The 25,097-nt window shown below is 45.7% G+C and carries 27 protein-coding genes and 1 pseudogene; 10 read left to right on the top strand and 18 right to left on the bottom strand.

Features of this window, described 5'->3' with window-relative positions; translation table 11 throughout:
- Positions 1-2: 2 nt before the first annotated feature.
- Entirely contained in the window at positions 3-1,031 is a 1,029-nt protein-coding gene (locus QUA80_RS02895; protein WP_333421238.1) for an FkbM family methyltransferase, read from the top strand.
- 5 nt (positions 1,032-1,036) lie between these two features.
- Here QUA80_RS02895 and QUA80_RS02900 read toward each other — a convergent pair whose 3' ends face one another.
- From QUA80_RS02900 to QUA80_RS33675, 6 genes are all read right to left on the bottom strand, one after another.
- On the bottom strand, positions 1,037-3,274 hold the full coding sequence (locus QUA80_RS02900) for an O-linked N-acetylglucosamine transferase family protein (RefSeq protein ID WP_333421240.1): 2,238 nt from the start codon (positions 3,272-3,274) through the stop codon (positions 1,037-1,039).
- A gap of 132 nt (positions 3,275-3,406) precedes the next feature.
- Positions 3,407-3,961 carry a type IV pilin-like G/H family protein gene (locus QUA80_RS02905; RefSeq protein ID WP_333421242.1) on the bottom strand — a complete coding sequence of 185 codons (555 nt, stop codon included), beginning with the start codon at positions 3,959-3,961 and terminating at the stop codon, positions 3,407-3,409.
- 130 nt (positions 3,962-4,091) lie between these two features.
- Positions 4,092-5,414 carry a methyltransferase domain-containing protein gene (locus tag QUA80_RS02910; RefSeq protein ID WP_333421243.1) on the bottom strand — a complete coding sequence of 441 codons (1,323 nt, stop codon included), beginning with the start codon at positions 5,412-5,414 and terminating at the stop codon, positions 4,092-4,094.
- A 43-nt stretch (positions 5,415-5,457) separates the two neighbouring features.
- Positions 5,458-5,802, bottom strand: a complete 345-nt coding sequence (locus tag QUA80_RS02915; protein WP_333421245.1) for a hypothetical protein — start codon at positions 5,800-5,802, stop codon at positions 5,458-5,460.
- Positions 5,803-5,823: 21 nt separating this feature from the next.
- Positions 5,824-6,408 (bottom strand): Uma2 family endonuclease, encoded by a 585-nt coding sequence (locus QUA80_RS02920; protein WP_333421247.1) that lies wholly within the window; start codon positions 6,406-6,408, stop codon positions 5,824-5,826.
- 182 nt (positions 6,409-6,590) lie between these two features.
- Positions 6,591-6,698 (bottom strand): ribbon-helix-helix domain-containing protein, encoded by a 108-nt coding sequence (locus tag QUA80_RS33675; protein WP_445302195.1) that lies wholly within the window; start codon positions 6,696-6,698, stop codon positions 6,591-6,593.
- A gap of 100 nt (positions 6,699-6,798) precedes the next feature.
- Between QUA80_RS33675 and QUA80_RS02925 the strand changes: the two genes are divergently transcribed.
- A complete protein-coding gene (locus QUA80_RS02925; RefSeq protein ID WP_216670621.1) occupies positions 6,799-6,987 on the top strand; it encodes a hypothetical protein in 189 nt (62 codons plus the stop codon).
- Positions 6,988-7,025: 38 nt separating this feature from the next.
- On the opposite strand, the gene QUA80_RS02930 is transcribed toward QUA80_RS02925, so the two are convergent.
- From QUA80_RS02930 to QUA80_RS02945, 4 genes are all read right to left on the bottom strand, one after another.
- Positions 7,026-7,442: a putative toxin-antitoxin system toxin component, PIN family gene (locus QUA80_RS02930; RefSeq protein WP_333421249.1), complete on the bottom strand. Its 417-nt coding sequence runs from the start codon at positions 7,440-7,442 to the stop codon at positions 7,026-7,028.
- Positions 7,439-7,684 (bottom strand): type II toxin-antitoxin system ParD family antitoxin, encoded by a 246-nt coding sequence (locus QUA80_RS02935; RefSeq protein ID WP_333421251.1) that lies wholly within the window; start codon positions 7,682-7,684, stop codon positions 7,439-7,441. Before QUA80_RS02935 ends, QUA80_RS02930 begins: the two co-directional genes overlap by 4 nt.
- A gap of 321 nt (positions 7,685-8,005) precedes the next feature.
- Positions 8,006-8,587 (bottom strand): Uma2 family endonuclease, encoded by a 582-nt coding sequence (locus QUA80_RS02940; RefSeq protein WP_333421253.1) that lies wholly within the window; start codon positions 8,585-8,587, stop codon positions 8,006-8,008.
- A gap of 130 nt (positions 8,588-8,717) precedes the next feature.
- Positions 8,718-9,323: a Uma2 family endonuclease gene (locus tag QUA80_RS02945; protein ID WP_333421255.1), complete on the bottom strand. Its 606-nt coding sequence runs from the start codon at positions 9,321-9,323 to the stop codon at positions 8,718-8,720.
- Positions 9,324-9,510: 187 nt separating this feature from the next.
- Between QUA80_RS02945 and QUA80_RS02950 the strand changes: the two genes are divergently transcribed.
- The 3 genes from QUA80_RS02950 (at position 9,511) to QUA80_RS02960 (ending at position 11,774) form a co-directional block, all read left to right on the top strand.
- A complete protein-coding gene (locus QUA80_RS02950; protein ID WP_333421257.1) occupies positions 9,511-9,699 on the top strand; it encodes a hypothetical protein in 189 nt (62 codons plus the stop codon).
- A gap of 105 nt (positions 9,700-9,804) precedes the next feature.
- The gene (locus QUA80_RS02955) at positions 9,805-10,422 is read left to right on the top strand and encodes a Uma2 family endonuclease (RefSeq protein WP_333421259.1); all 618 of its coding nucleotides are present in this window, start codon (positions 9,805-9,807) and stop codon (positions 10,420-10,422) included.
- 179 nt (positions 10,423-10,601) lie between these two features.
- On the top strand, positions 10,602-11,774 hold the full coding sequence (locus QUA80_RS02960) for an AI-2E family transporter (protein WP_333421261.1): 1,173 nt from the start codon (positions 10,602-10,604) through the stop codon (positions 11,772-11,774).
- A 97-nt stretch (positions 11,775-11,871) separates the two neighbouring features.
- Here QUA80_RS02960 and QUA80_RS02965 read toward each other — a convergent pair whose 3' ends face one another.
- Entirely contained in the window at positions 11,872-12,522 is a 651-nt protein-coding gene (locus QUA80_RS02965; protein ID WP_333421263.1) for a Uma2 family endonuclease, read from the bottom strand.
- A 262-nt stretch (positions 12,523-12,784) separates the two neighbouring features.
- Between QUA80_RS02965 and QUA80_RS02970 the strand changes: the two genes are divergently transcribed.
- A complete protein-coding gene (locus tag QUA80_RS02970; protein ID WP_333421265.1) occupies positions 12,785-13,960 on the top strand; it encodes a homocysteine biosynthesis protein in 1,176 nt (391 codons plus the stop codon).
- Positions 13,961-14,045: 85 nt separating this feature from the next.
- On the opposite strand, the gene QUA80_RS02975 is transcribed toward QUA80_RS02970, so the two are convergent.
- On the bottom strand, positions 14,046-15,290 hold the full coding sequence (locus QUA80_RS02975) for a hypothetical protein (RefSeq protein WP_333421267.1): 1,245 nt from the start codon (positions 15,288-15,290) through the stop codon (positions 14,046-14,048).
- Positions 15,291-15,872: 582 nt separating this feature from the next.
- Here QUA80_RS02975 and QUA80_RS02980 point away from each other — a divergent pair.
- On the top strand, positions 15,873-16,784 hold the full coding sequence (locus QUA80_RS02980; protein ID WP_333421269.1) for a tetratricopeptide repeat protein: 912 nt from the start codon (positions 15,873-15,875) through the stop codon (positions 16,782-16,784).
- Between the two features lie 137 nt (positions 16,785-16,921).
- Positions 16,922-17,787: pseudogene (locus QUA80_RS02985) on the top strand (Uma2 family endonuclease).
- Positions 17,788-17,824: 37 nt separating this feature from the next.
- Here QUA80_RS02985 and QUA80_RS02990 read toward each other — a convergent pair.
- From QUA80_RS02990 to QUA80_RS03010, 5 genes are all read right to left on the bottom strand, one after another.
- On the bottom strand, positions 17,825-18,106 hold the full coding sequence (locus QUA80_RS02990) for a type II toxin-antitoxin system mRNA interferase toxin, RelE/StbE family (protein WP_333421272.1): 282 nt from the start codon (positions 18,104-18,106) through the stop codon (positions 17,825-17,827).
- Entirely contained in the window at positions 18,106-18,330 is a 225-nt protein-coding gene (locus QUA80_RS02995; protein WP_333234642.1) for a hypothetical protein, read from the bottom strand. The genes QUA80_RS02990 and QUA80_RS02995 overlap by 1 nt, the downstream gene beginning before the upstream one ends.
- A gap of 172 nt (positions 18,331-18,502) precedes the next feature.
- Positions 18,503-19,276, bottom strand: a complete 774-nt coding sequence (locus QUA80_RS03000) for a hypothetical protein (RefSeq protein ID WP_333421274.1) — start codon at positions 19,274-19,276, stop codon at positions 18,503-18,505.
- Positions 19,277-19,336: 60 nt separating this feature from the next.
- A complete protein-coding gene (locus QUA80_RS03005) occupies positions 19,337-21,064 on the bottom strand; it encodes a succinate dehydrogenase/fumarate reductase flavoprotein subunit (protein WP_333421276.1) in 1,728 nt (575 codons plus the stop codon).
- Positions 21,065-21,192: 128 nt separating this feature from the next.
- Positions 21,193-21,507, bottom strand: coding sequence for a hypothetical protein (locus QUA80_RS03010; RefSeq protein ID WP_015174671.1), 315 nt, complete (start codon positions 21,505-21,507; stop codon positions 21,193-21,195).
- Between the two features lie 416 nt (positions 21,508-21,923).
- Here QUA80_RS03010 and QUA80_RS03015 point away from each other — a divergent pair, with 416 nt between their 5' ends.
- Entirely contained in the window at positions 21,924-22,649 is a 726-nt protein-coding gene (locus QUA80_RS03015) for a lysophospholipid acyltransferase family protein (RefSeq protein ID WP_333421278.1), read from the top strand.
- A 99-nt stretch (positions 22,650-22,748) separates the two neighbouring features.
- Entirely contained in the window at positions 22,749-23,570 is an 822-nt protein-coding gene (locus tag QUA80_RS03020) for an alpha/beta hydrolase (protein WP_333421280.1), read from the top strand.
- Between the two features lie 660 nt (positions 23,571-24,230).
- Here QUA80_RS03020 and QUA80_RS03025 read toward each other — a convergent pair.
- Complete coding sequence (locus QUA80_RS03025) at positions 24,231-24,614, bottom strand: hypothetical protein (RefSeq protein ID WP_333421282.1); 384 nt, start codon at positions 24,612-24,614, stop codon at positions 24,231-24,233.
- Positions 24,615-25,097: the final 483 nt, after the last annotated feature.

Below are 25,097 nucleotides of genomic sequence, written 5' to 3' on the forward strand. Positions count from 1 at the left end.
TTTTGGAAAAAGAAGAGGATACTTTGAGTATGACATTTTTTATTGAAAGCTTAAAGAAAAGCGGTCATTTAGAACAAATTAACATGACAGTTTGTAATGTTGGCTGTCGTAAATTAACGACCCAAGATGACTATGGCAGCCAGGGATGGAATATTTTTGCACCTCGGCTGACTATCTACGGTTTTGATGCAGATGCAGATGCTTGCGAAGCCGCCAATGCTGACCTTGAAGCACGACAAGTCAATTGGACTGAAAAACATATTCCTCTAGCCTTAGCAAAGTCTGTAGGTGAATCCACACTTTATGTCACACAACATCCCATGTGCAGTTCGCTTTATCCACCGAATGAACCTTACTTGGAACGTTTTTCAGGACTACCCGAACTTGTGAACTTAGATTTTTGTATAGAACTTGAAACCACCACTTTAGATGAGTTCTGCCAGCAGGAAGGAATTGATGAAATAGATTTCCTGCAAATTGATGTTCAAGGTGCCGAACTTTTGGTATTAGAAGGTGCAGTAGAAATTTTAAAACGAAGTATTCTAGCTGTTCAAGTTGAAGTCTCGTTTTCAAATTTATACTTAAATCAACCTTTGTTTGCAGATGTAGATATCTATCTCAGAAACCAAGGTTTTACACTATTTGACTTAACAGGTGCTCGCCGTTTCCGCAGTCATTCCCCTATTGGTTCAACACTCCGCGGCGGACAATTACTGTGGGGAGATGCGTTTTACTTCCGCGATTTAATTGGAAAAGAAATCGATCAAAATATGACAACACCTGATAATATTCTTAAATTGGCTTGCATTGCCGACACTATGAATTTCCCGGACTACGCTTTAGAATTATTTGAATATCTGACTTTGCAACATGGCAGTAACCCCCAATATAACTTTGCCAACAATATCATTGAGGGCCTAGCTCAATTTCCCGAGCTAGTCAAGCAGGGACTAGGTTCCCTGCCTATCGTTGCCCGAATTCGGGATTATATTAGTGATTGTGATATTGACTCGTTTGAGAGTATAGCTTAATAAGACTAACTTTGGAGATAAATTTCCCACATCTGCTGGTATGCTTTTTCCATCTCTCGCGTAAACTGCTGGGCATTCCAAAGCGGAGCAGTTTGCCTTGACTGCCGCAGTTTCCACGAAATTTGTTGCCGCAAAGCAGCATCTTTCCCTAAGCGAATTCCCCATTCCACATATTCTTCTTCAGTCCAAGCAATTCCCTCTGTTACCCCTGCATTCATCATCATAGTATAGCTGTTGCGTGCGGCAAATTGCTGCCCGACTCGCGTCACCAAGGGAATGCACATCCAAAGAGTTTCTAGAGTAGTTGTGGCTCCATTATAAGGATAAGTATCCAGAACTACATCCGCAATACCTAAGTTAGCTCGGTGAACTTCCTCTGAAGTAACTGTTGGCAAAAATCGCAGACGATCGCCCTCCAAACCCTCTTCTTCTGCTAGCTGGCAAAACAAATTTTTAATTGATTTTTCGTCAGCCCCCCCTTTAATTAAAAAATAACTATTCGGCACTTCCTTCAAAATTTTCATCTGTAGTCGCGCTGTGTCCTGATGGCGCTTGTAACCGCTCTGACTACTGAGATACACAATAGCATCGTTAGGAATCTTCAACTGATCGCGACGTAATGTTGGCACTCCAACTTCAAAACCATCCACAGCTATGTAAGTCTGGGGCAAGCGCCAGATTTTTTCACTGTAATAATTCTGAGCCGACTCCGGCAGCACGTATGGATCGGCAATAAAATAGTCAATTGCAGGCACTCCTGACGCATCCCAACCCAACCAAGTGACTTGAACGGGCGCGGGTTTCATCGCCATCACTTCACAGTTAATGTCTAGAGTAATGCTGTCGAGATCGATCAGAATATCAATCTCATCTTTATCTATTTGCTCGGCAACGTTGGTACTGACAATCCCGCACCGATAGGCTTTATCAACGTGATTGACATACCATTCTTGTAAAAAGTGATCGGTATTAACATAATTGAGAAAATAAGCATGAATTTGAAACCGATCGCGATCGTGATGCTGAAACAGCCATCGTGCTAGCCAGCCCACAGAATGCCTTCTCAGGCAGTGGGACAAATAGCCAATCTTCAGCGGCTTAGCAGAAATGCCCCGGCTTTTTCGAGCTAACTGTCGCTGTCGGTATCCCTCTATCTGCTCCTTGCTGTTGTTTTGAACGTTGAGTTGGCATAGCTGAGCCAATTCGTTACTAATTTTTCTAGCATTTATTGGCTCGTCCTGAAAGTATGGGTAAAAAAAGCTCGTAACAAATAAGTCGTCAACAGTCGATAAGTTAAGCGATGTCGGCTTTGATTCTATCAACAACTCCTGATCTGACTTGAGCCGCTTGAGTACCGAACAAGCTTCTTCCCAGTATCCGCCTGCACTCATCAACCCCCGCAAAATCAGGTGATTCGCATAAACTTTAGCCGGTAATTCTTGTATTAATGAATAGAAAAGCTTAGCTGTCTGTATCCCCTCATCATATTCACCGGCATTTTGATAAAAACAAGCCAAGTGGCGAACCATCTCGGGATGCTCTGAATCTAAGCGTAAAACCAGCTCAGCCAAGTGTATTGCTACTCTAGTTAGTCTTAATATATAGCCTAGCTCGCAAGCAGTTTCTAATAAAATTCCGATATAAACTTGAGGTTCGCGGACATGAGCGAGACAAACTTCTGCAAACTCCAGCGTTGCCGGATGTGAAGGTTTGCCAGCCAAAACACTTTGCAATACTTGCATTAACAGAGCTGCGTCAACCTCAATTGCCGGCTCTACCTGTAGCAACTCGATCAAGCCAACAGAAGTCAGTTCGTCTCCTGTAAAAGTCTCAAGCCGGATGAAAAGCTCAATCAAACGCAACAAGTTGTTAACATCCGCCGGATTAATTTCCCTTATATGCTGCCGAATTGCCCAAGCAACAGAATAGTCTGACAAAACCTCCCGGCGCTCTGCTTCCATTTGCAGCACATATAAAAGTTGAGCTGTCCATTCCTCAACTTCTTCCGGTTCCCCGTCTGCCATGCCCAGCAGCCAAGTCGTTTGAGCTTCCATCTCTTGCCCCTGCAACAGCAACATCAACCCCAAGTGCCAGTAGTGGGACTTAGTTTCCGGCTCCGCTCCAATTGCCTTTTCGTAGAGGTTGGCAGCCTGAGTGCAATCTCCTTCGATTAGATATTGACGGGCTTTTTGCTGCCAATCAGCTAGAACAGTCGATGAAATGTTTTCTAAAGAGATTGTCATAGTAATAGTTATTGAAGCTTTCCAGTTTTTATAAACCTCCTGAATAGCAATGGGTAGTGTAAACAACACTACCCACTTTGTTAAAAAATTCAGGTTAGGCTTGCAGGAACAATCCCTGCTTTGATGGCTTTCCTACTTCGACACTACGGTATAGGTAGTGTTGTTGCAAGCTAAGCTAGTAGCAGTAGCAGGCGTAACTGCCAAATCCGGTGCAGCTACACCAGCCCCAGTACTCTCGCACAATACAGCCGTGCTGGTTTTGTCAGGTGAGCCTGCCGGTAGAACCAGAGCTACCGATCCTATATACGATTTGAGCGCTGTGCTTTGACCTGACGCGACATTTCCAACCTGGGTAGTGTTTGAGTCAATAGCGCCCCCTGCTGGTAAAACACTATATTTATAGTTCTCGGTCTGAGTTCTAATGCCCAGCCCCAGAACCTCAACGTTTGAGCCAAATTTACCTTGCTCAGCAAAGGACGCTTGCTGGGCACGGTTCATAGAACCAGCGTACTGCTTAGCTTCTGATTGCTTGGCTTTGTTAGCTTGGTTAAGGAAGGAGGGCAAAGCAATAGCAGATAGAATACCGATGATGATGATAACGACCAAAAGTTCAATCAGGGTAAAACCCTTATCCTGTCTTTTTTGATTGAGGTGTTGCAGGAATCTGGCTTTAAATTCAGTTTTCATTGGTTGTTTCTCCTAGAGGGGTGGGATGCTCGATTTCTAACTCTTATATGTAACTTACCCACTTCTGCTCAACTTCATATCACTGCCCGCAAAAATGTTTTTAGCAGTCTCAGTGAAAGGTACACAGAGTTCAAGAACCCTCCAAAAGCACGTACAGAAAGACTTCTAGGCTCATCAAAATTTCCTTGATTTCATTGAATGCTCTCTCATGATTCACAGGTTCTAGGGTTACAAGGTCCAGGGGTCTAAGCTTGAGCCAGCGCTCCGCTAACGATATCACAGGCTGCGCCCCCTCCCACAGAGGCAGCAAGCAAGCTGCCATACTGCTCTCTATTAAAATCGGCACTAAGGTTGGCGAAGTGACATAACGGCTAATCTCGAAGGAACTCTGGTTAGTGATAGATTTAATCAAGTCTTCTTTTAACTGGGGAGTTCGGAGCTGAGGATGCAGATGCACCTTTGCCTGCTGCCAGTGATCCCCAGTCCATTCTGAAACTGGTACAAACGACTGAGCTTGGTTGGGAAGACCGCACCAAAAGTCTATCAAACGATGAACTGGATGTAAAAGTTCAAACAGGTGCAGCCGTTGTTCCACAGGAATGTCTGGCAAGCTCATTGCCAGAAACGCAGGTATGTTATTTGGCTCCTTGAACAAATCCGTCAAGTCCCACAACCGCCAACTCACCATGCTAATAAATTCTAAATCAGCATTTCTTAATGCTGAAAACACTTCAGGTATAGTATAGCCTCGATCTCCCAGCAGCAAATAGTTAGCCAGCATCCATTCTTCGTTTTTTTCGGCTGGAGAACTCCATGTTCTTGACTTAATAGCCACGTCATCTTTTAGGTCCTGTATAATTTCTTTGGCTAGCTCTATCTCCATCTCCCTAGGATTATCATCCATCAATCCCATGATTTTGAATACTTTTTGAACTGCAAAGTAAGAACTTCGCTGGAGGGAGCTGTGGAGGTTGGTGCGAATAATTCCATCCGGTTTCAAAACAGATTTCATGGCTTGCAATCCGACAACTGCGTCTGGCAAGAGATAAAGCACCTCGTCATTGTTGATATAATCAAACTGCTGGTTTAAACTAGGCAGTTCCTCAATTGACAAAGCATGAAACTCAATATTCTCAAAGCCGTGATATTGCAAGCGCTGTCTGGCTAGCTTAACAGACTCTTCGGATAAATCAATTCCAACAATTTTGGCTCCCGGATTGGCCTCTGCCAAAATTAAAGATTTGTACCCGCTGCCGCAGCCGGCATCTAAAATAACTTTTCCTTCAGTTTCTATGACTTTCTGATTTCTTATATAGTAAGCTGTTACCAAATTATGCAGATACAGAGTCTGATAGTTATTCTTAGGAGATGTCTCTAGGGGAATTCTAGGATAAGGAGCAGTGTCAAATTGTTGACGAATTTTCTCTATTAACTCTGATTCATGGGTATCCATTCTGAATCGCTCCTGATGTTGCTAAATTGTGATGTGGTACTCCCTATTCTAATATGTAAAGGTATCTCACCCGCGCATCGCCTGGAAAAAGCGATCGCCCCCACCTCACGTCCAAACTGCAAGCCCACTCGCAACACATACTTGCAATAATACTCTCACAACCGATCGCCCAACCAACTACCACCTCAATGAACACCAACATCAGCCCCATCCTCAAAGTATTCACCCTCTCCGCCGCCCTTTCCCTGGCCATCAAGTACGCAGGGCCTAGCTTATCCATACCCTCTACCGACCTCAACGCCCTAATCGCCGTCTTTACGCCCAGTATCATTCTAGCTGCTATCCTCGGCTGGCGATCGCCCCAACCTACCCAAATCAAGTTAAGCATAAAAAAATAGCTGCGCCCGCCCTAACCAGAAATCCCCCTCCTAAACTCCCTCATCGCTTCCACACTCGAAGCCATCAGCAAGCAGCGACACAGTAAATTAATATCTAAATCTGGCAAAACAACACTTGAAGAAACTTTTTCATAACCCTCAGAACCCAAGCGATACATAGACAGTACACCATCCTCCCAGAACCAGACTTCAGCAACTCCCAATACTCGATAGCGCTGCAATTTTTTGACAGTACCGCTAGTGAAGATAACTTCGATACATAAATCTGGGGGATAATTTGGGGTTATCCGTCGGCCAATAAAATAAGATTCATCAGCTTGTGCAGATACTACCCCTTCCTTTTCTTGGGTAAAGCTTCCCGTAGGGGCAAACTCAATTTCATTTTCGGCGCAGTAGATAGCCAGCAGCGTACAAATTGTCCGACTAAAAAACTCGTGTTCTGGGGAAACTGCCAATATTTCTACCTCTCCTTTGTAATAAAACAACCTCGTCCCTGGGGAGTCAGAAAACCCCTGTTCAATTAGCTTGAACTGTTCCCAGCTAATCCCGGACTGAATGAACCGTTGGTCTAGTGGCTGTAAGAGAGTCTGTGCCATGATGCGAACCTCCATCAAACTACTGAAACATTATAAAACAATCATCATCAACCTCTCCGGTAAGCTTCAATCTCCGCTGCAATCTCCTCCTAGGTAATTTCTTGAACCTCTGGGATAGCTTGCGTTTTCTCAAATAAATCATTTACTTTCCGAGCAAGGATTCGGCGACTATTTCGCTCCGATCAAAGCTTTAATGCTTCTCTCAAAACCGCTTCTACATTTTCATATTTTCCCGTATCTAACTCAGATTGGATCGACTGTTCTAATTCTGGGTTTAAAACAACATTCATCGTCACTTTCCTGTTAAAAACTGTAATGTGCGATCGCAATAACGGCAGAGACTTGGCATAATAATCTCAATGCCTAATTATACAACCCACTACCACCTCGATGAACACCAACATCAGCCCCATCCTCAAAGTATTCACCCTCTCAGCCGCCCTTTCCCTGGCCATCAAGTACGCAGGGCCTAGCTTATCCATACCCTCTACCGACCTCAACGCCCTAATCGCCGTCTTTACCCCCAGTATCATCCTAGCTGCTATCCTCGGCTGGCGATCTCGCCAACAGCCAAGATAGGGGCGCGATCACCCCTATCGCAGCTTGATACTTTACTCTCAATCCTCCCCCTCTTCTAAGATTTGATCCAGAAAACCAGAAACTGAAACAATCTTAGTATTGCCCAAAGTTTCTACCTCAGTAAAATCTCGATCGCCAGTTATTAAAAAATTTGCATTACCAGCCAAAGCACAAGCGAGAAATTTAGCATCTTTCCTATCCCTTGGAAAATCTACCTCAACCTCCACTTCAATCAACTGCGTTACCGTATCAAAAATCTCCCACCACTCTTCTATTACTTCCTGGCTTAGCTTAAACTTGGGACGTAACAAAACATCCTTATATTCCGCTATAATTTCTAGTGATACCAGCCACTTCCAGTCCGGGCGATCGATGATTGACTGAATCGCTTTTTTGGGCATCCGTCCCCTCAAAATCCCAGACACTAAAATATTAGTATCAACAACAATCTTCATTCACCTCTCCGGTAAGCTTCAATCTCCGCTGCAATCTCCTCCTCTGTAATTTCTTGAACCCCTGGTAGCGCTTGCGTTTTATCAAATAAATCCTTTACTTTACGAGCAATGATTCGGCGACTATTTCGCTCAGATAAAAGCTTTAATGCTTCTCTCAACACCGCTTCTACATTTTCATATTTTCCCGTATCTAACTCAGATTGGATCAACTGTTCTAATTCGGAGTTTAAAACAACATTCATCGTCACTTTCCTGTTAAAAACTGTAATGTGCGATCGCAATAACGGCAGAGACTTTGCAGAATAATCTCAATGCCTAATTATAGAACGAACTACCACCTCCACGAACACCAACATCAGCCCCATCCTCAAAGTATTCACCCTATCCGTCGCCCTTTCCCTGGCCATCAAATACGCAGGGCCTAGCTTATCCATACCCTCTACCGACCTCAACGCCCTCATCGCCGTCTTTATCCCCAGTATCATCCTAGCTGCTATCCTCGGCTGGCGATCGCCCCAACCTACCCAAATCAAGTTAAGCATAAAAAAATAGCTGCGATCGTCCTAACCAGAAATCCCCCTCCTAAACTCCCTCATCGCTTCCACACTCGAAGCCATCAGCAAGCAGCGACACAGTAAATTAATATCTAAATCTGGCAAAACCACACTTGAATAAATTTTTTCATAACCCTCAGAACCCAAGCGATACATAGACAGTACACCATCCTCCCAGAACCAGACTTCAGCAACTCCCAATACTCGATAGCACTGCAATTTTTTGACAGTACCGCTAGTGAAGATAACCTCTACAGATAAATCGGGAGGAGTTCCAGTTGACCTACCAATAACATATGATTCGTCAGGTTGTGCAGAAGCTTCGCCTTCTGTTTCTAGAGTAAGGCTTCCTGTAGGTTTAAATTTAATGTCTTTGATGTCAAAGTAAAGAGCCAAAAGAATAGTGAGGGTGCGGCTTATCGCTTCGCGGTCTTCTGAAACTGCCAATATTTCTACCTCTCCCTTGTAATAAAACAACTTGATACCAGGGGAGTCAGAAAACCCCTGTTCAATTAGCTTGAAATGTTGCCAGCTAATCCCGGAATTAATGAACCGTTGGTCTAGTGGCTTTAAGAGTGTCTGTGTCATCATGGGAACCTCAATCAATTTCTGGGTTTAAAACAAAATTCATAAAGCATTAAATACTGTTAACGTTATTTCTGTGATAAGTTTAGATTGCCTTTTTTGCCCAAGGTGCGATCGCTCAGTAAATACCAAACTTTCAAGTCGGCATAATATCGTCGAGTCTCAGTTGTAAATTTGGAAATTGGTAATAATAAATAGTATCTCCCAAGCGATATTGTTGCTGCTGGTATGCACCATTAACTAACTGGCAGACTGTGAAAGTCGGTTGCTTTGGGTTGCCGATAAATTGCCAACCACCTAAGCCCCGAAAGTCCACAATCCAATATTCTGGGATATTCAATAAAGCGTATTCTTCCACTTTTCTGGCATAATCATCTTGCCAATTAGTGCTGACTACTTCAGCAACAAGCTTAATGGTACTACCGTTACAAATAAATGGTTCTTTTTGCCAAAGGGGTTCTTGACAGAGTTCTGATTTATCTAAAACAACTACGTCAGGACGCAGCGCTGTAGCTTCAGCATATAGTGGTTTGATCAGACAATTTTTAGGAACCAACCAGTTGAAGTTATCCCGAAAGATTTCGACATAAATTCTACCCGCAATACTCCCGGCAACAGCTTCGTGAGGGCCAGTAGGTTCCATGTCTCTGAGTTCTCCGTCAATTAGTTCATAGCGTGTATTATCCCCATATTGGGCGATAAACTCCTCAAAGCTAAGTAATTTGGGTGTGGTGTAGGTCATAGATCGTGTTTTAACGGGATGTAATTTAATTGTAAGTTTAGTTAAAATCGGCTATCTGGCAAAAAAACAAAGGTTTGGTACTTTGCTCTCAATCCTGCCCCTCTCCTAATCTTTTATTACTTCCGGGCTTAGCACAAACTTGCGATAATAGTCTCAATGCCTAATTATACAACCCACTACCACCTCAATGAACACCAACATCAGCCCCATCATCAAAGTATTCACCCTATCCGCCGCCCTTTCCCTGGCCATCAAGTACGTAGGGCCTAGCTTATCCATACCCTCTACCGACCTCAACGCCCTCATCGCCGTCTTTACCCCCAGTATCATCCTAGCTGCTATCCTCGGCTGGCGATCGCGCCAACAGCAGCAGTAGAGACGCCATCAAAAAGTGCGATCTACACTAGGTCTAAAGACTATGTTTTTGCCCAAATCTTAATTCCCCTTACAGCTTATCGCAACCAAACTAAAGGCACTCACCATGATTCAAATCATACCTGAATTAGTAACATTCGATGAATTCATTGACTGGTATCCGAAAAATTCAGAACACCGCTACGAACTGCACAATGGAGAAATTGTTGAGATGCCAAAAGCAACAGGCAAATATTCTAAAGTGACCGGTTTTACCAGCGGCTGGTTATTTCTCAAAATAGAACCCTTAAACCTACCCTACTTCATCCCCAAAGAATGCGTCATCAAACCTATGCGCGAGGAATCGGGGTATGAACCAGATATTATTATACTCAACGAACAAACCATTGCAAACGAGCCACGATGGGAAAAATCATCAATTATCACAATGGGTTCATCAGTCCCCCTAATCGTCGAGGTAACTAGCACTAATTGGGGTGATGATTATGCCCTAAAGCTTGAGGCATACGAATCAATGGGCATCCAAGAATATTGGATTATAGACTATCTAGGATTGGGCGGCAGACGGTTTATCGGCAATCCAAAACAACCTACTTTTTCGGTTTACCAACTTGTAGACGGCGAGTACCAAGTCAAACTGTTCCGAGGGGGCGAGGGTATTGAGTCTCCAACTTTCCCACAATTGAAGCTGACAGCGCAGCAGGTGTTCGCAAAAGGGAATTGAGGAGGCTGCTTATACTGATGTCCGAGTAGGTGTATCTGATTAAAGATGCGATCGCCCGCATCTAAGGTATCTTATAGAGGTGCGATTTATCGCTTCACGGGTGCAGAGCAATTACCAAGCAGCCATTCCCAATACCCTTTTCCTCAATCTAAAATCTAAAATCTAAAATCTAAAATCTAATGAAGCTAGGACAGTGGATGGGCTTATTAGCCCTCATCGCATCTTGTTACATACTGTGGCAAATCAGGCAAGCCCTACTGCTGTTGTTTGCCGCCGTCGTCTTAGCCACAGCCTTAAACAGACTAGCACGCTACTTGCAAAAATTCGGGCTCAAAAGATCGATCGCCGTACTGTTATCAGTTAGTTTCCTAGTCCTCATTTTCATAGGATTATTCCTAATCATTGTACCGCCCTTTGCCCAACAGTTTCAACAACTTACCCAAAGAGCCCCTCAAGTAATAGCAAAATTAAATGATTGGATAGATCAGCTCGAAACTCGCTTTTCTGGACAAATTGGTCAGCGACTGCCGAATCTTGATATTAACGATATTATCCAACAGCTACGACCCATATTCAACCAACTCGTCGGCGGTGCAGGAGCTTTTGTCGGCAACACATTAGGTGTTATTCTCAGCTTTTTGCTAGTCATAGTTTTGACATTAATGACATTAGCAGAACCTCTCTCTTACCGCAAAGCATTTATACAACTTTTTCCATCTTTTTATCGGCGGCGAATCGATGGTATCTTAGATGAATGCGAAATAGCGCTCGGTCGATGGGTAATCGGCGCTTTAATTAGCATGAGCGTCATCACTTTTCTGAGTTTAATTGGTTTGTCAGTATTGCAAGTTCCCCTAGCTCTAGCTCACGCTGTTTTAGCTGGTTTGCTGAACCTAATACCCAATATAGGGCCTGGTTTGAGCGTCATTCCCCCAATGACGATCGCACTTTTAGACTCTCCCTTAAAATCAGGTTTTGTGCTCATACTCTACTTTCTAATTCAACAATTTGAAAGCAACCTCCTCACCCCTTACGTTATGGCGCAGCAAGTATCACTGCTGCCAGCAGTAACATTAATAGCTCAAGTATTCTTCGCCACCTTCTTTGGATTTTTAGGCTTATTGCTAGCCCTCCCCCTCACCGTTGTCGCTCAAGTTTGGATTAGGGAAGCCCTAATTAAAGATATTCTCAACCAGTGGAGTGCCAGTCCTAAAACCTTAGCAGCAATCGATTCTGCTATCCATGAAGAATATGAATCTATAGAAGTCACCGAAAGCCGACCAGAAAAGTTGCCAGAACACAAACCCGACATCCCAGATAATTTAGAAAATGACGCTCCTGAAAATCAATAGTTAAGGTTGTTAATGACTTCAGTCCTTATTCATTCCCAGTTATAGGACAGAAGCATTCACTACAAACTTAGAAAAATTGTGGGAAGAATGCCATCAACTAACTATCTTCAATCTTCGCATTTTTTACCGGCTCTCTACCGGCGCTAAAAATTTGTTTAACAGTCAAATTTAACTGCCCAAATGTGGGCGACACAACCCGATCGCTCCCCCGAAACTGATTGACTTGATACTCGCCGTCAACCAACTGGTAAACAGAAAAAGTAGGTTGTTTAGGATTGCCAATGTAGCGTCTGCCGCCAAGTCCCAAATAGTCCGCAATCCAGTATTCAGAAATGCCCAACGCTTCGTAATCCACCAATTTGTAGCCGTAATCATCCCGCCAATTGCTACTGACAACTTCGACAATTAGCCGGACAGAACTACCCATTGTAATGATAGATTCCTTTTTCCATCTCGGTTCGCTGTCCGTCCCTTGCCTGTCCAAAACGATCGCATCCGGTTCGTAACCAGATAGCTCGTTATCAGCTTTGACAACGCATTCTTTGGGAACGAAGTAAGGAAGTCCTAGTCGTCGGATTTCAAAGTTGAGTTCAGCGACAAGGAAGCCCGCTACTTCTGAATGTTCTCCGGTTGCTTTAGGCATCTCAACAATAGCTCTATTGTGCAGTTCGTAACGGTTTTCAGAATTTTCAGGATACCAGTCAATAAATTCATCGAAGGTGACTGGTTTTAATATCGCTTGAGTCATGGCGATCGCTCCTTATTTTATTTATAATATTGTTATTGTATCCGTTAGAATTTACATCTGGCATCATTATCAAGAACAGGCAAGATGCCTGTTCCACGAAGAGTGAATTTTCTCGCTTCACAGGCCGGAAAGCCTGTTCATAAAAAAATTATAGAGAATGGTGCAACATCTCAGTTATAATATATCCCTTTTATCTCAAACAACCAGCTCGATCGACATTCCATCACACTAAAATCTAAAATCTAAAATCTAAAATAGTCTTATGCGATCGATCGACGAAATCAACGATAAAATCAGCCAGGGCAAAGCCACAGTCTGGACAATCGAAGAACTCAAAACAAGAGTTCAAGAAACCAGCATTAGCCAAGCAGCCAAAGAAGTCGATGTGATTACCACCGGCACCTTCGAGCCCATGGAATCCTCCGGTGCAATCATCAACCTCGGCCATACCGACCCGCCGATCAAAATCCGCCAGTGCTGGCTAGACGGGGTTTTAGCCTACTCGGGCTTCGGGGCAGTAGACTTGTACCTGGGAGCCACCCAAGTAGCCGAAGACGGCGAAGAATCGCGCGAACGGGGCGGCGGACACGTCATCGAAGACTTAATAGCCGGCAAACCCGTGCAGTTGCGAGCCTTGGGACAAGTAACAGACTGCTACCCCCGCGCCTCATTTGAAACCACGATTACCCGCGATACCATCAACCAGTTTTATTTATTCAATCCCCGCAACGCATATCAAAACTTTATTGTTGGCGTCAACGGAGGCGATCGCCCGCTGTTCACCTACCTCGGTCCCCTGCAACCAAACCTCGGCAACGCCGTCTACTCGAACCTTGGAGCCATGTCCCCCCTGCTCAACGACCCCGACCTCGAAATCATCGGCATCGGCACCCGCATCTTCCTAGGAGGCGCTCAGGGCTACATCACCTGGGAAGGAACCCAGCACTTTCCCATGCAAAAACGCCAGCCCAACCGCACCCCCATCGGCCCGGCCGCCACCCTCGCACTCATCGGCGACGCCAAACAGATGAACTCAAAATGGGTGCGCGGCTGCTACTTCAAAAACTACGGCCCATCCCTGATGCTGGGAGTCGGCATCCCCTTTCCCGTCTTAAACGAAACAGTCGTCGCCAACTGTGCAGTATCAGACAAAAAAATAGTAGCGCCGGTGGTAGATTTCTCTATCCCCCGGCGCGTTCGTCCCACCTTCGGTTTAGTCAGCTATGCTCAATTAAAGACTGGCCGCATCACGATCGAGGGCAAACCAGTACGGGCCGCCCCCCTTGCGAGTATGTTTCTGTCCCTGCAAGTAGCATTGGAATTGAAGCAGCAAATTGAAGCGGGTCAATTTACCCTTACGGCCCCAGTTGCTCCCCTACCCACCGACAGAGTATTTCTCCCGCAAGATTTGTGGGGCGCCCAAGTGAGGCTCGAATAAAGGATTTTAGATTGGCGATTTAGCGGTTGTAAATTAGTTTTGGAAACACTAATCTAAAATCTAAAATCTAAAATCTAAAATTGGTTCATTCCTCGATCGGCTTAGGCTTCTTAATCGGCTTAGGAAGAGGTTCCTTGGGGACACGCGGTGCTGCTGCTGCGGACTTGATGTTAGGACGCCCTACACGAGTACCGTCACCGCTCGGCTTAGGAGTAAACGGACGCTTCCCTCCTCCTTTGAAGCCACCGGGCGGCTTGCTGCCCGGGGGGAATTTCCGCTTTTTGATCGGCAGGGCGCCAATATTATTGGCCTGCTCAATCATCAGACTGTCAGCTTTCAATTTGACGTGGAAATCCCAAAAAAACCCGATCGCCTTTGTAGCTAAATCTCCCTTGAGTTTCAGTTTAAAAAACTTCATCTTGTCGTCATTCTTGCGGGGAGCTTGCTTGATTTTGACGATGACATACTTTTCTTCGTCTTGGGATTGATAAATCACCTCACCTCTAATCGAAAAATAGCCATCTTCAACATCAGGTTCCGAGGGTGGCAAAGATGCGGTCGATACTTCGCCGCTAGCCTCAATCTCCGCTGCTTCCTGATTTTCCTCATCAGAGGACGGTTCGGGAGGTTTCTTGAGCGTTTCCGGCTCCCAAACTCCCATAATCTGGGCGTGCAAGTTGCCGTCTTCTTGCCTGGTGCGGGGATAGACCACCCACAGGTGTTCTTGTTCCAGATCCAGGTGATTTTTGACTAAACTCATGACTCTACCCAGCAATACTGCGTCGATGGCAGTTCCGTCGGCAGCTATCAGCATACCCCGGGTGAATTGCTCTTCTGATTGCTTGTAGCGGCCGCGCACCAAACCAACAGCTCGGTACTGTCTGGGTTCGCTGGGCGGGGGAATCGGATGTTGGCGCATGACCGAGGGTGTGTCCTCAGCGGCCTGACTTTCGCTAGCTGCAGGCTCGGCGTTTGCCGACGGTGCGACTGCTAGCGCTGTCGGATCGCTGACAGCTTCCGAAGGCGCTGCTTGCTCCGAGGGTGCAGGAGCCTTGTTGGGCGGGTCTTGTGGCTGTGTTTTGTCCTTGTCGGGGGCAGAACTGTAGCGGGGTCGTTGCAGCTTATCCTTGGACGCTGGGGCGTCTGTTGGCGCTGGCGGTTGATTTTGGTCAACAGGTGCAGCCAACGCCGGAGGCACCGGACTTTCGTCTGGTGTCTCAGGAATGGAATCTGTATCTTTAGGCAGATTGACGGCCAGTTCGCTTGGCTGAGCCTTGCGATTTGAAGTAGATTTGGGCGATTTGGAAGAGCGGTTGGGAGAGGGGTTCATAAAAACTCCTTGCAGCGGAGACACATCCCTTAAGGGAAATTAGGAATAAACTGAAGAAACAGTTTGAAAAACTATTAGCACCTGACTTGGGGCTTGCGCCCGGAGGTCTGGCTGTGACCCGTCAACGCCAACTTTCAACGCTACGAGTGCCGATCGGTTCTCTGGCTGCTAAAATCCTTGCGAGCAAGAACTTTGGGAGTTGCTGAGCGATCGATCCAGCCCTAGCGCTGAGTTGGAGTTGCTGGCTAATAGCATTTAGGATATTCAGCTTGCCTATTTTACTTAATCCAATTACCTAACGGGCTGATCCGCCATATTTTCGGTAATTTTTAGCTTGACCAGACTAAATTGGACAGACAACGCAGTCTTTGGGGCTGCAGGTCTGAGTGTCCAAAATTGTTTAGCTAGCATGGAGTTGTGGGTCTGTTACCATATTAGCTGCAAGTAAAAGGCTGCTTTGTCAGTTGGGACTTTGAAGTTAAGAACTTTTATGGTTGCATGGATCTAGTTAAATGGCAGACGCCCCCGGGCGATGCGTTAATTCTTAGAAAATAGTAGATTTTAAGCTGGGATAGTTGAATTATGGAAAAAGCAAATAAGCGTCGTGGGTTGATTACTGTAGTGGTGGTGCTGTCGCTCATCGCTTTTTTGGGATTTTCTCTGGTTCCCATTTTGGACAGTATTCTCAAGGCCAGCCAAGCCCAAAGTCGGTCAACTCCAACGCCTACTCAGACGGCGCAGTCTGGGGAGAAGCAATCAGAGTTGCTGCAAGCTCAGGCGAGGGGGTACGAATTGGTTTTGCAGCGGGAACCTGACAACGTAACGGCTTTGCGGGGATTGTTGCAGGTGCGGCTGGAGTTGATCGGGCAAGGAGTGGGGGACATTAAGGATGCGATCGGTCCTTTGGAAAAGTTGGCTTCGCTGAATCCGGAGACTGCTGAATACGGGATTTTGCTGGCTCAGGCTAAGGAACGCACGGGCGATCGCGAAGGGGCTGCTCAAGCTTACAGGTCAATTTTAGCGTCTAAGCCAGGGGAAATTAAGGCTTTGCAGGGGTTGGTGAATTTGCTGCTGGTGCAGCAGCGGCCCGAAGCTGCGATCGGACTGCTGCAAGATACGCTGAAGGCGGCTCCGGCTGCCAATCAGGCGAAACCCGAAAGTGTTGATGTAACTTCGGTGCAGTTGATTCTGGGACAGGTTTATGCTGTGCAAAAGCGCTACGAGGAGGCGATCGCAATTTACGACGAATCTGCTAAGGCTAATCCCAAAGATTTTCGCCCCACTTTAGGAAAGGCGATCGTGCTGAAGGAACAGGGCAAAAATGATGAGGCAAAAACGCTGTTCGATCGAGCTACTGAGTTAGCTCCTCCTAACTATAAAGACCAAATTAATCAGTTAGCTAGCGGCACTCCTTCGCCATCTCCAACAGCAGAAGATGCCAGTCCCGAACCTGCGGCTTCCCCAATTCCTGAAGGTGCGCTACCGAAACCTTAAGGAAAGTTGGGAGTTTTGAGTACCCTATAACTGTAAGGACACAGCACTGCTGTGTCCCTACCCATGCCCCGTTCTTTAACCTAGACTTGAGATTGCCAATTACTAAATACCAATTAGGTAAGACCTCGGAGGGAATTATGACTCCTAGCGTTAACCGCGTTGTTCTACCTCCTGCTTTTGGGGATCGCACTCAATTACCAGAGTCAGACGGTACTTTTGTTAAAAATTTTCAGGAGCATCCGCAGAGTTTAATTTTAACTGATTCGATCTGACAAATTTTGCAGGAGCGGCATCCTGACGGACAATATGCGATCGGTCAAGACTGCGGCATTTACTGGCGAGAAACTGAACCTGCAGAACAAGGTGCAGAAGCTCCTGATTGGTTTTACGTTCCGAATGTACCTCCTAACATTGACGGTCAAATTCGGCGTTCCTACGTGCTGTGGCGGGAACACATAGCACCATTAATTGCTTTGGAATTTGCTAGCGGGAACGGGGATGAAGAGCGCGATCGTACTCCTTTATCTCGCACCGATGAAGGGGGAGTCACTAAACCTGGGAAGTTTTGGGTTTACGAGCGGGTGATGCGAATTCCCTATTACGGCATCTACCAAGTTAATAATGGCAGATTAGAAGTTTATCGGTTGATTGACGGGTTTTATCAACTCTTAGAACTGAATCAGCGCGGTCATTTTCCCATTGCACCTTTAGGCGTAGAATTGGGACTTTGGCAAGGCAGCTATCAAAATCAAACCATGCTTTGGCTGCGCTGGTGGGACGAGGAAGGTAATTTGCTGTCGATCGGCGATGAAAGAGCAGAATTAGAGAGATTGCGAGGGAACAGCGGGAAAGAGCCGAGAGTGCAGAACAGGCACGACAAGCTGAATTTCAGGCAAGAAGGGGTGCAATTCCCCGGTTGTTGGGAATGGGTTTGAGTGCCGAACAGGTGGCGGAGGCGTTAAGTTTATCGGTGGAGGAAGTGACGGAGAATGCTGGAGAGTGAGATAGTGAGAGAGAATTGGGGAAAAGGGCGATCGGTCTTAATAGACTTCATCATGAGAACCCATTTTGAGCAATAAAATAGCTTCCTCCTCATCTTCGGTAGCGGTCACAAACTCAAATAAAATCCGATAATCGTAATCTATTGAACACGACCAGATACCGGATAAATCTCCTGTCAGTTTGTGAGTTCGCAAGCTGGTGTTAAAACAGTCTTCAGACAAAAGTTCAAGCGTAGCTTCAATTAAAAGGCGAAGCTGAGGATTTTTACGAACTAACTTTTTGAAAGTACGAATAGATTTGGGAGTCCAACCAATTTTCATCAATCATCCAACTCCGCCATAAAATCGGCTACCGACCCAAATTTAACATTGCCCTCAGCATACTCTTGACGAACTTCTGCCACTTCCTTGAGTAACTCATTTCGTCGCTGTTGTCGCAGACGATTCTGAAGAATATCTAGAAGCAGGGCTTGATCTTCTAATGATAAAACTTCTACAGCTTCAAGAGCTTGCTGGAATTGAGATGTCTGTGTTGTTTTACTCATATATTATTTTGAACTGTTTAGAACTACGATATTTTTTAGGGTTTTAGCAAGATTTATCCTATGATAGCATTTTTTACTTGTTTGGAATCATACAGGATAAAAGTAGTATAACACTGCGAAGTTTGGAGTCATATCCCAGAGTTGAATAAACAGCAAACTCAGTAGATTGTGTTTACTCTTCTGACCACCAGATAGGTTGTCCATCGTGTTGATAAGAATAATCTTCTGGCGGCGGATCTCCGTCCCAAGGAGGTGCTTCCGTGTAGTAGTCGCGACCGTCTAGCTGTCGATCCGTCCAATTAATGTACGTTTTAGGAATTACATCTCCTCTGCGATGATCGCAAACGTCACCAGAGCCGAGAGACTCGCCTTGTTCATCCAATACCTCAAATAACCGACAACTATTATCCCAGCTATCGTGACAGTGCCCCTGAATCGCAAAGAAAAAAGCATCTCGACCGTCAATAGGAATCTTCAAGAGATAAATGTCGCTGATGTTATGTCGGGAATACCAAAGGTGACGTTCAAAAGTATCAAGAATATTTTTGGGTGTATTCTGAGGGGGTCTGACTATTTCTGGAGACAGAAGAGTCATATTTTTCCAGTTCCATGTCAGCCTTACATAACCGATTCTATGCTGGGGCATGAATTCTCCAAAGTCGTAGCTTACCTGCAAAAGCTCTAGTAATTCTTTTTCACAAACTTCCCTTACGGTGTTTTTTCTGATGTCAGCATTTTCTCTGTTCACTTGCTTGCGTCTGGTATTGGTTGCAATTTTTATTTCTGAGAGAACGCAGGGGACCCAGAAACCGGGTTTTTCTACATACAAAAATACTTCGTTGCAGCCTGCAGATTGGGTAAAAAACCCGGTTTCTTTTGTCCGAGTGCGTCCAGGAGTGTTTGAAAAACGTTCGGCTTTGACAGCTAGCAAAATATGGTTGAGCATATCTCTGCTTGGCGAACCTATAGTTGTCAATTAGTAAGGTGCGAACTGCCCACCTACAAATTAATACTTCCTCTCCTGCGGCTCAAACATCGTAATCGCCACCGGCATATAAGCCAAATCGATCCCCGCAGGCGAATAATACGCCATTGTATGCTTCAAGAAATTGCCGTCATCGCGTTCAGTAAAATCTTCCCGCGAATGAGCTCCTCGACTTTCCTGCCGGTTCAAAGCCGAAGTTAAAATCATTTTTCCGACAATTATCAAACTCCGCAACTCCAAAGCTTCCACAATTTCCGTATTCCACAACTTGCCTTTATCGTCTAAATAAACTTCCTGATACTGTCGCTCTAAATCCTCCAATTTCTTTAAACCTTCCTGCATCAATTCGGCGTTACGAAATACACCACAATACTCAGTCATAGTATCTTGATACTGCTGCCGTACTTGATTGATGCGGTATTTTCCGGGACGGTCTAAAAGTGTTTGAATTTGCTCTTCGGCTTCCTGGATATAACGCTGTTCGTCTACGGCAGGCAACTTGCGATTTTGCACGAATTGTGCTATGGTTGCGCCAGTAACTTTGCCGTAAACGACGCATTCTAAAAGCGAATTGCTGCCCAAACGGTTTGCGCCGTGAACTGACACGCAAGCTGCTTCGCCCGCTGCAAAGAAACCGTCCACCAAACCATCAGGACTGCTGCGAACTTGCCCGCTAACATTAGTAGGAATTCCCCCCATTGAATAGTGAACTGTAGGGCGCACGGGCATCGGCTGATTTACGGCATCAATTCCTAACAAACGGTGGGCTTCTTCCCAAGCAAAAGGAATTTTGCTCATGATTTTTTCGCGTCCCATGTGCCGCAAATCGAGGTAGATAAAGGGGCCGCCAGCACTACCATCAACATTAATTCCTCGGCCGGCGCGAATTTCTATGGAAATTGACCGCGAGGTGATATCTCTGGGCGCTAATTCCATCCGCGACGGGGCATAATTGGCCATAAATCGATCGCCCTCTGAATTAATCAAATAAGCGCCTTCGCCCCGCACAGCCTCGGAAATCAACACTCCCACGGGATACAAACCTGTCGGGTGAAACTGCACAAATTCCATATCTTCCAGCGGCAATCCAGCTAAAGCCGTCATCGCCAAACCGTCTCCCGTCGAGGCGTAATCGTTCGACGTGGTATTGTAAACGCGGCCGTAACCCCCCGTAGCAAACATCACCGCCTTAGCACGGACAACCTCTATTTGACCGTCTAGCAGGCGGTACATAACTACCCCCTTGGCTTGACCTTCTTCCAAAATCAGGCGGGTAACGTACCACTCCTGATAGATGTGAACCCCGTAACGGCGCAGATTGTTGACCAATTCGTGGAGGATGGCGTGACCGGTTTTGTCCGCGGCGTAGCAGGTGCGGCGGTGGGAATGTCCGCCGAAAGCGCGCTGGGCAATTCTGCCGTCTGGAAGGCGGGAGAATAGGACTCCCATGTGTTCTAAATCTATGACTACACCGGGCGCTTCGCGGGTGAGGATTTCTACCGCGTCTTGGTCTGCCAAATAGTCGGAACCCTTTACTGTGTCGAAGGCGTGGGCTTTCCAACTGTCTTCGGAATCGACATTTTGCAGGCTGGAGGCCATGCCGCCTTGGGCTGCGACGGAGTGCGATCGAATCGGGTGAGTTTTGGCAACTACAGCTACCTTTAAACTGGGGTCAGTCCGGGCAATTTCTACTGCGGCGCGGCAACCTGCTAAACCGCCGCCTACAATGATTACGTCGTGTTCTAGCATTTCTTTTAATTATTTTGAGTGTTGTGCTCAACTTATGGTGACGCAAAAAAAACTTCCTACCAAAAGAGCAGGAAGTTTTTTAACTTTTGATTTGAATGGAAAATCAAAAGTTAAAATCTCAAATTGGACTAGCCGGCGCTTTCGGCAGGGTTCTGAAGCGACTGATTTCCCGTTGCAGAAGGTTGAGGTTCCGTACCGGGTTCTACAGCAAGCACTTCAATGTTATTTAGCAGAGTTGTAACGAAAGCAAACAACAAGAAGGGCAGAGACAGCACTAAAATCAAGCCGACGGTAGCCAAGGCGTAGATTTGGCGGGCGCTACTCCACAGGGCGAGTGCCGACGCTAGACTTAGGAAGATGACTATCAGCCAAACAATGATTTGACCGTAAATGTCGCCAAAGGTGAGGGTACATTTAAGGCGATAGTTTTGAATGTTATTCATTGATGCCTCTGGAGATTGCTATTACGACTTGTCCCAAAATACTTTGACAGTGCGTCAATGCCCACTGTAAATTTCTAAGTTTAGCTGTCGCAACTAGGTTTTGGGGTTGTTGTAAACATTCTTTAATAAGTTGCTACAAGACTTGGTATATTTTTGCTTCTGACTGGGAAATTCTGCCGAAACAGTTGGCGATCGCACTTGCCCGGCCTAGAAACCGGGTTTTTTACTGTTTTGGCGGGCCCACGAGAAGGAAACGCGCGCAACAATCAAGGTGATGGCCGCCCGTGCGTCCAGGATTACCAAACCAAGGCATAAGGGGAAAGTCTACTTTTTGAGGGAGCCCTGACTTAGTAAAGTAATGTTAAGCTTCGTGAGAATGGAATCAACTTTATAGCGTCGCACCTGTCTTTTCGCCCATGTCTTCAGAGAGCAAATTGCTGATTTCGCGCTGTTTCCTGGCTGGTTTGGGAACGCAGATGTTTATGTACCGCGAAGACCGGATTCCCCAAGAGAGTCCGGTTCTGGTGGTGAGCAATCACCGCAGTTTCTTAGATCCTGTGCTGCTGACGGCGGCTTTGGGTCGATCGATCCGCTTTGCTTGTCATCATTATATGGGTCAAGTTCCGCTGATTCGGGAAGTTGTCACCACTTTCGGCGCTTTCCCTTTGGAAGCACCCGAGCACCGACAGCAGCATTTTTTCTCTCAAGCAACAGGGCTGCTGCAAAGCGGGGAGATGGTGGGGGTGTTTCCAGAGGGTGCAGAACCGATGGTGAAGCTGACTGGGCCGAATACTGTGGGGAAGTTTCAGCGGGGATTTGCTCATTTGGCTTTGCGGGCTCCGGTGCGGGATTTGGCGGTGTTGCCGGTGGCGATTGCTTCGATGAAAGAACACTCGGTACGATCGGGTGTACCGCTCAAGTTGTTGAGTTTGTTCGATCCTTCGGAACCGCTGTTCGATCGCTCGGGGTGGCATCCTGTGATAATTTATCAGCGAGTTAATGTTTTAATCGGTCGCCCTTACTGGATTACTGTCGAGAGACAGCAGCAATATCAAGGCAAAAAAGCCAAAGCTGTTGTTGCTGAACTCACAGACCACTGTCAGGGGGAAATTACCCAATTACTCCAACGAGGTTGTTTGTAAGTTAGTTGACTGTTGACTGTTGACTGTTGACTGTTGGCTGGTCTCAGATTTCCAATCTAAAATCTAAAATCTAAAATCTAAAATCGATTGACTTGAATCATGGCAAATGCTAACAACAAGATTCGTTTCCTAACCCCCAAACCGCCGAAACCAGATCGCCCTTTATTTGTATTTCTGCCCGGTATGGACGGGGGCGGTTTGCTGCTGCGGTCGCAAATTCCTAAATTAGCCAATCATTTCGACATTCGCTGCTTGGCTATACCGGCTGACGACATGGCTAGTTGGGAGGTACTTGTTAGCGAAACAATTGCCTTAATTGAAGCAGAAAAGCAAGTCGGAAAGCAGCAGCGGCCGGTTTATCTGTGCGGCGAGTCCTTTGGGGGCTGTTTAGCGATGAAAACTGTTTTAGAAGCTCCTCAATTGTGCGATCGATTAATTTTAGTAAATCCAGCTTCTTCATTCCGACAGCAGCCTTGGGTGCAGTGGGGATCGTATCTGACTCAGTGGCTGCCGGCCAACCTTTATCCGCTGTCAGTAATCGGTCTCTTGCCGATATTAGCATCCTTAGGAAAGATCGGGCGCGACGATCGCCGAGCTTTGTTAGAAGCGATGCAAGCGGTACCGCAAAACACGTCTGTGTGGAGATTGGCGTTAGTGCGATCGTTTAATGTTGACGAAAATCAGTTGCGCGGCATCAAACAGCCGACGCTAGTAATTGCTAGCGGTGCCGATCGGCTGCTGCCTTCCCTAGCAGAAGCGAAGCTTTTAGTCAAGGTAATTCCCAATGCTGAAATGGTGCTGCTTGCTAACAGCGGTCATGCTTGTTTGTTAGAAACAGATGTTAACCTTTACGGGATTATGCAAGCTCGCAATTTTTTGACAAAATCCGAAGAAAATCTGTCATTAGTCAGCAGTCATTAGTCAATAGTCATTGGGCATGGGGCATTGGGCATGGGGCATCTCCGAAAAGCAATCTTATCGGCATCAGCAATTAGCAATTAAGTAGATGAGTGGGACAACACATAAGTATGTCATAGCTGCATGAAACGAAGTGAAACGAAGCAATCGCAATGGTTCTGGCAGATTTACATTCCGTTACCTAGCGAGGTTTCTTTGCGCCTACCTACTTAATACCTCTTGGATGTCGATGGTCAGGAACTGCAATAATAGCTTCAATTAAGTTCATTAGCGATATACCGAGTTAGGATAGTATTTGCGCTCGGGTCAGACCCGAGCGCAAATACTATGATACATTTAAGGAATGAGAATTAAATAACTTCCACAAGATTGTGGGATGGGCGTCCCACAATAACAATTAAAATTGTAAGTTATTTAATTCGCGATCCTAAGTAGATGAGTGGGAAAATACATAAGTATGTCATTGTTCGTTAAACGTCGCAATTCGTTTACGGTTCTAGCAGCTTTACATTCGGTTACACAGCAAGGTTTATTTGCGCCTACCTACTTATCCTCTGACAATAAATCCACCCTGCTTTACTACTCGTGAAACATACTTAGTCTGGTCATATTCTGGCTTTTTCAAGCCTAGGCATTTAGATGTGCGCTTCCTGACATAATTCTTTATTCCTGCGTCGCACGTACACGAACAGATCGACTAAACTCAGGCCTGTTTCTTTGCATATTTACTACCTTTACCGGATATATACCAATTCTTTTGGATATACATTGTTCTTTAGGGCTAGCCTGTAAATCTTCTATTTTTACGTCTATTCCGCCCACCCTGTCGGTGATATAAAGCAATTTTAGGTTCCCCACTAAGTTATCAGTTGTCTGGAAGCAAAGCGTTATATTCCTCATATCTTTTGGCATTAAGCTCAATGTCTCTTGAGGACCGAGAGTCTTCTCTCCTAATAAAATCGTTTCTGCTAAGGCTGTACCGGCGAAACTAAAAGAGATTCCAACCGCAGCGATTAAAACCGCTGGTAGTTTTTTGACAATGCTCATAGGACAATACCTCGTTTGTGGAAATTTACGTTGATTAGTGGTTTTTTATTCCCACTACTTTATTAAACGTTTCCCCACCGCAATTTGGGAATTTTTCGAGTTACAGGCAAATTTTCTCCCCAAAAATTCACCCTCAAACACCAGAACCCTTTCTCTGATTGCTTTTGGGCTGCTGCAAAATTTTCTCGATTTCCCCACGAGCCGCCCAACCTATCAGCTACGCCCTTGCATTTACCTGGGGGATGCTACGCTTTTGCGATCGCCTGTGTGCAATCAATAAGGATCGCGAATTAAATAACTTACAATTTTAATTGTTATTGTGGGATGGGCGTCGGGCCCTTCCAAAAAGGACGGGCCCGACGCCCATCCCACTTTCCTTGTGGAAGTTATTTAATTCTCATTCCTAATACCATTTTTCTAAAGTTATGCTAGAGTTACCTGAAAAGTAAAGGAGAATATTAAAATGTCTGGGCGTCCTCATAT

Source organism: Microcoleus sp. F4-D5 (assembly GCF_036704885.1).
In the GTDB taxonomy this organism is placed as follows: domain Bacteria; phylum Cyanobacteriota; class Cyanobacteriia; order Cyanobacteriales; family Microcoleaceae; genus Microcoleus.

What these genes read in the sequence shown, in the direction of transcription:
- QUA80_RS02960 (WP_333421261.1), top strand. Translation starts at nt 10,602, where the DNA reads ATGAAGCTAGGACAGTGGATGGGCTTATTAGCCCTCATCGCATCTTGT.
- QUA80_RS02950 (WP_333421257.1), top strand. Translation starts at nt 9,511, where the DNA reads ATGAACACCAACATCAGCCCCATCATCAAAGTATTCACCCTATCCGCC.
- QUA80_RS02910 (WP_333421243.1), bottom strand. Translation starts at nt 5,414, where the DNA reads ATGGATACCCATGAATCAGAGTTAATAGAGAAAATTCGTCAACAATTT.
- QUA80_RS02930 (WP_333421249.1), bottom strand. Translation starts at nt 7,442, where the DNA reads ATGAAGATTGTTGTTGATACTAATATTTTAGTGTCTGGGATTTTGAGG.
- QUA80_RS02965 (WP_333421263.1), bottom strand. Translation starts at nt 12,522, where the DNA reads ATGACTCAAGCGATATTAAAACCAGTCACCTTCGATGAATTTATTGAC.
- QUA80_RS33675 (WP_445302195.1), bottom strand. Translation starts at nt 6,698, where the DNA reads ATGAATGTTGTTTTAAACCCAGAATTAGAACAGTCGATCCAATCTGAG.
- QUA80_RS02925 (WP_216670621.1), top strand. Translation starts at nt 6,799, where the DNA reads ATGAACACCAACATCAGCCCCATCCTCAAAGTATTCACCCTCTCAGCC.
- QUA80_RS02980 (WP_333421269.1), top strand. Translation starts at nt 15,873, where the DNA reads ATGGAAAAAGCAAATAAGCGTCGTGGGTTGATTACTGTAGTGGTGGTG.
- QUA80_RS02940 (WP_333421253.1), bottom strand. Translation starts at nt 8,587, where the DNA reads ATGATGACACAGACACTCTTAAAGCCACTAGACCAACGGTTCATTAAT.
- QUA80_RS03005 (WP_333421276.1), bottom strand. Translation starts at nt 21,064, where the DNA reads ATGCTAGAACACGACGTAATCATTGTAGGCGGCGGTTTAGCAGGTTGC.
- QUA80_RS03015 (WP_333421278.1), top strand. Translation starts at nt 21,924, where the DNA reads ATGTCTTCAGAGAGCAAATTGCTGATTTCGCGCTGTTTCCTGGCTGGT.
- QUA80_RS02915 (WP_333421245.1), bottom strand. Translation starts at nt 5,802, where the DNA reads ATGCTTAACTTGATTTGGGTAGGTTGGGGCGATCGCCAGCCGAGGATA.
- QUA80_RS02935 (WP_333421251.1), bottom strand. Translation starts at nt 7,684, where the DNA reads ATGAATGTTGTTTTAAACTCCGAATTAGAACAGTTGATCCAATCTGAG.
- QUA80_RS02995 (WP_333234642.1), bottom strand. Translation starts at nt 18,330, where the DNA reads ATGAGTAAAACAACACAGACATCTCAATTCCAGCAAGCTCTTGAAGCT.
- QUA80_RS03020 (WP_333421280.1), top strand. Translation starts at nt 22,749, where the DNA reads ATGGCAAATGCTAACAACAAGATTCGTTTCCTAACCCCCAAACCGCCG.
- QUA80_RS02920 (WP_333421247.1), bottom strand. Translation starts at nt 6,408, where the DNA reads ATGGCACAGACTCTCTTACAGCCACTAGACCAACGGTTCATTCAGTCC.
- QUA80_RS03010 (WP_015174671.1), bottom strand. Translation starts at nt 21,507, where the DNA reads ATGAATAACATTCAAAACTATCGCCTTAAATGTACCCTCACCTTTGGC.
- QUA80_RS02955 (WP_333421259.1), top strand. Translation starts at nt 9,805, where the DNA reads ATGATTCAAATCATACCTGAATTAGTAACATTCGATGAATTCATTGAC.
- QUA80_RS02945 (WP_333421255.1), bottom strand. Translation starts at nt 9,323, where the DNA reads ATGACCTACACCACACCCAAATTACTTAGCTTTGAGGAGTTTATCGCC.
- QUA80_RS02970 (WP_333421265.1), top strand. Translation starts at nt 12,785, where the DNA reads ATGCGATCGATCGACGAAATCAACGATAAAATCAGCCAGGGCAAAGCC.
- QUA80_RS02905 (WP_333421242.1), bottom strand. Translation starts at nt 3,961, where the DNA reads ATGAAAACTGAATTTAAAGCCAGATTCCTGCAACACCTCAATCAAAAA.
- QUA80_RS03000 (WP_333421274.1), bottom strand. Translation starts at nt 19,276, where the DNA reads ATGCTCAACCATATTTTGCTAGCTGTCAAAGCCGAACGTTTTTCAAAC.
- QUA80_RS02975 (WP_333421267.1), bottom strand. Translation starts at nt 15,290, where the DNA reads ATGAACCCCTCTCCCAACCGCTCTTCCAAATCGCCCAAATCTACTTCA.
- QUA80_RS03025 (WP_333421282.1), bottom strand. Translation starts at nt 24,614, where the DNA reads ATGAGCATTGTCAAAAAACTACCAGCGGTTTTAATCGCTGCGGTTGGA.
- QUA80_RS02990 (WP_333421272.1), bottom strand. Translation starts at nt 18,106, where the DNA reads ATGAAAATTGGTTGGACTCCCAAATCTATTCGTACTTTCAAAAAGTTA.
- QUA80_RS02900 (WP_333421240.1), bottom strand. Translation starts at nt 3,274, where the DNA reads ATGACAATCTCTTTAGAAAACATTTCATCGACTGTTCTAGCTGATTGG.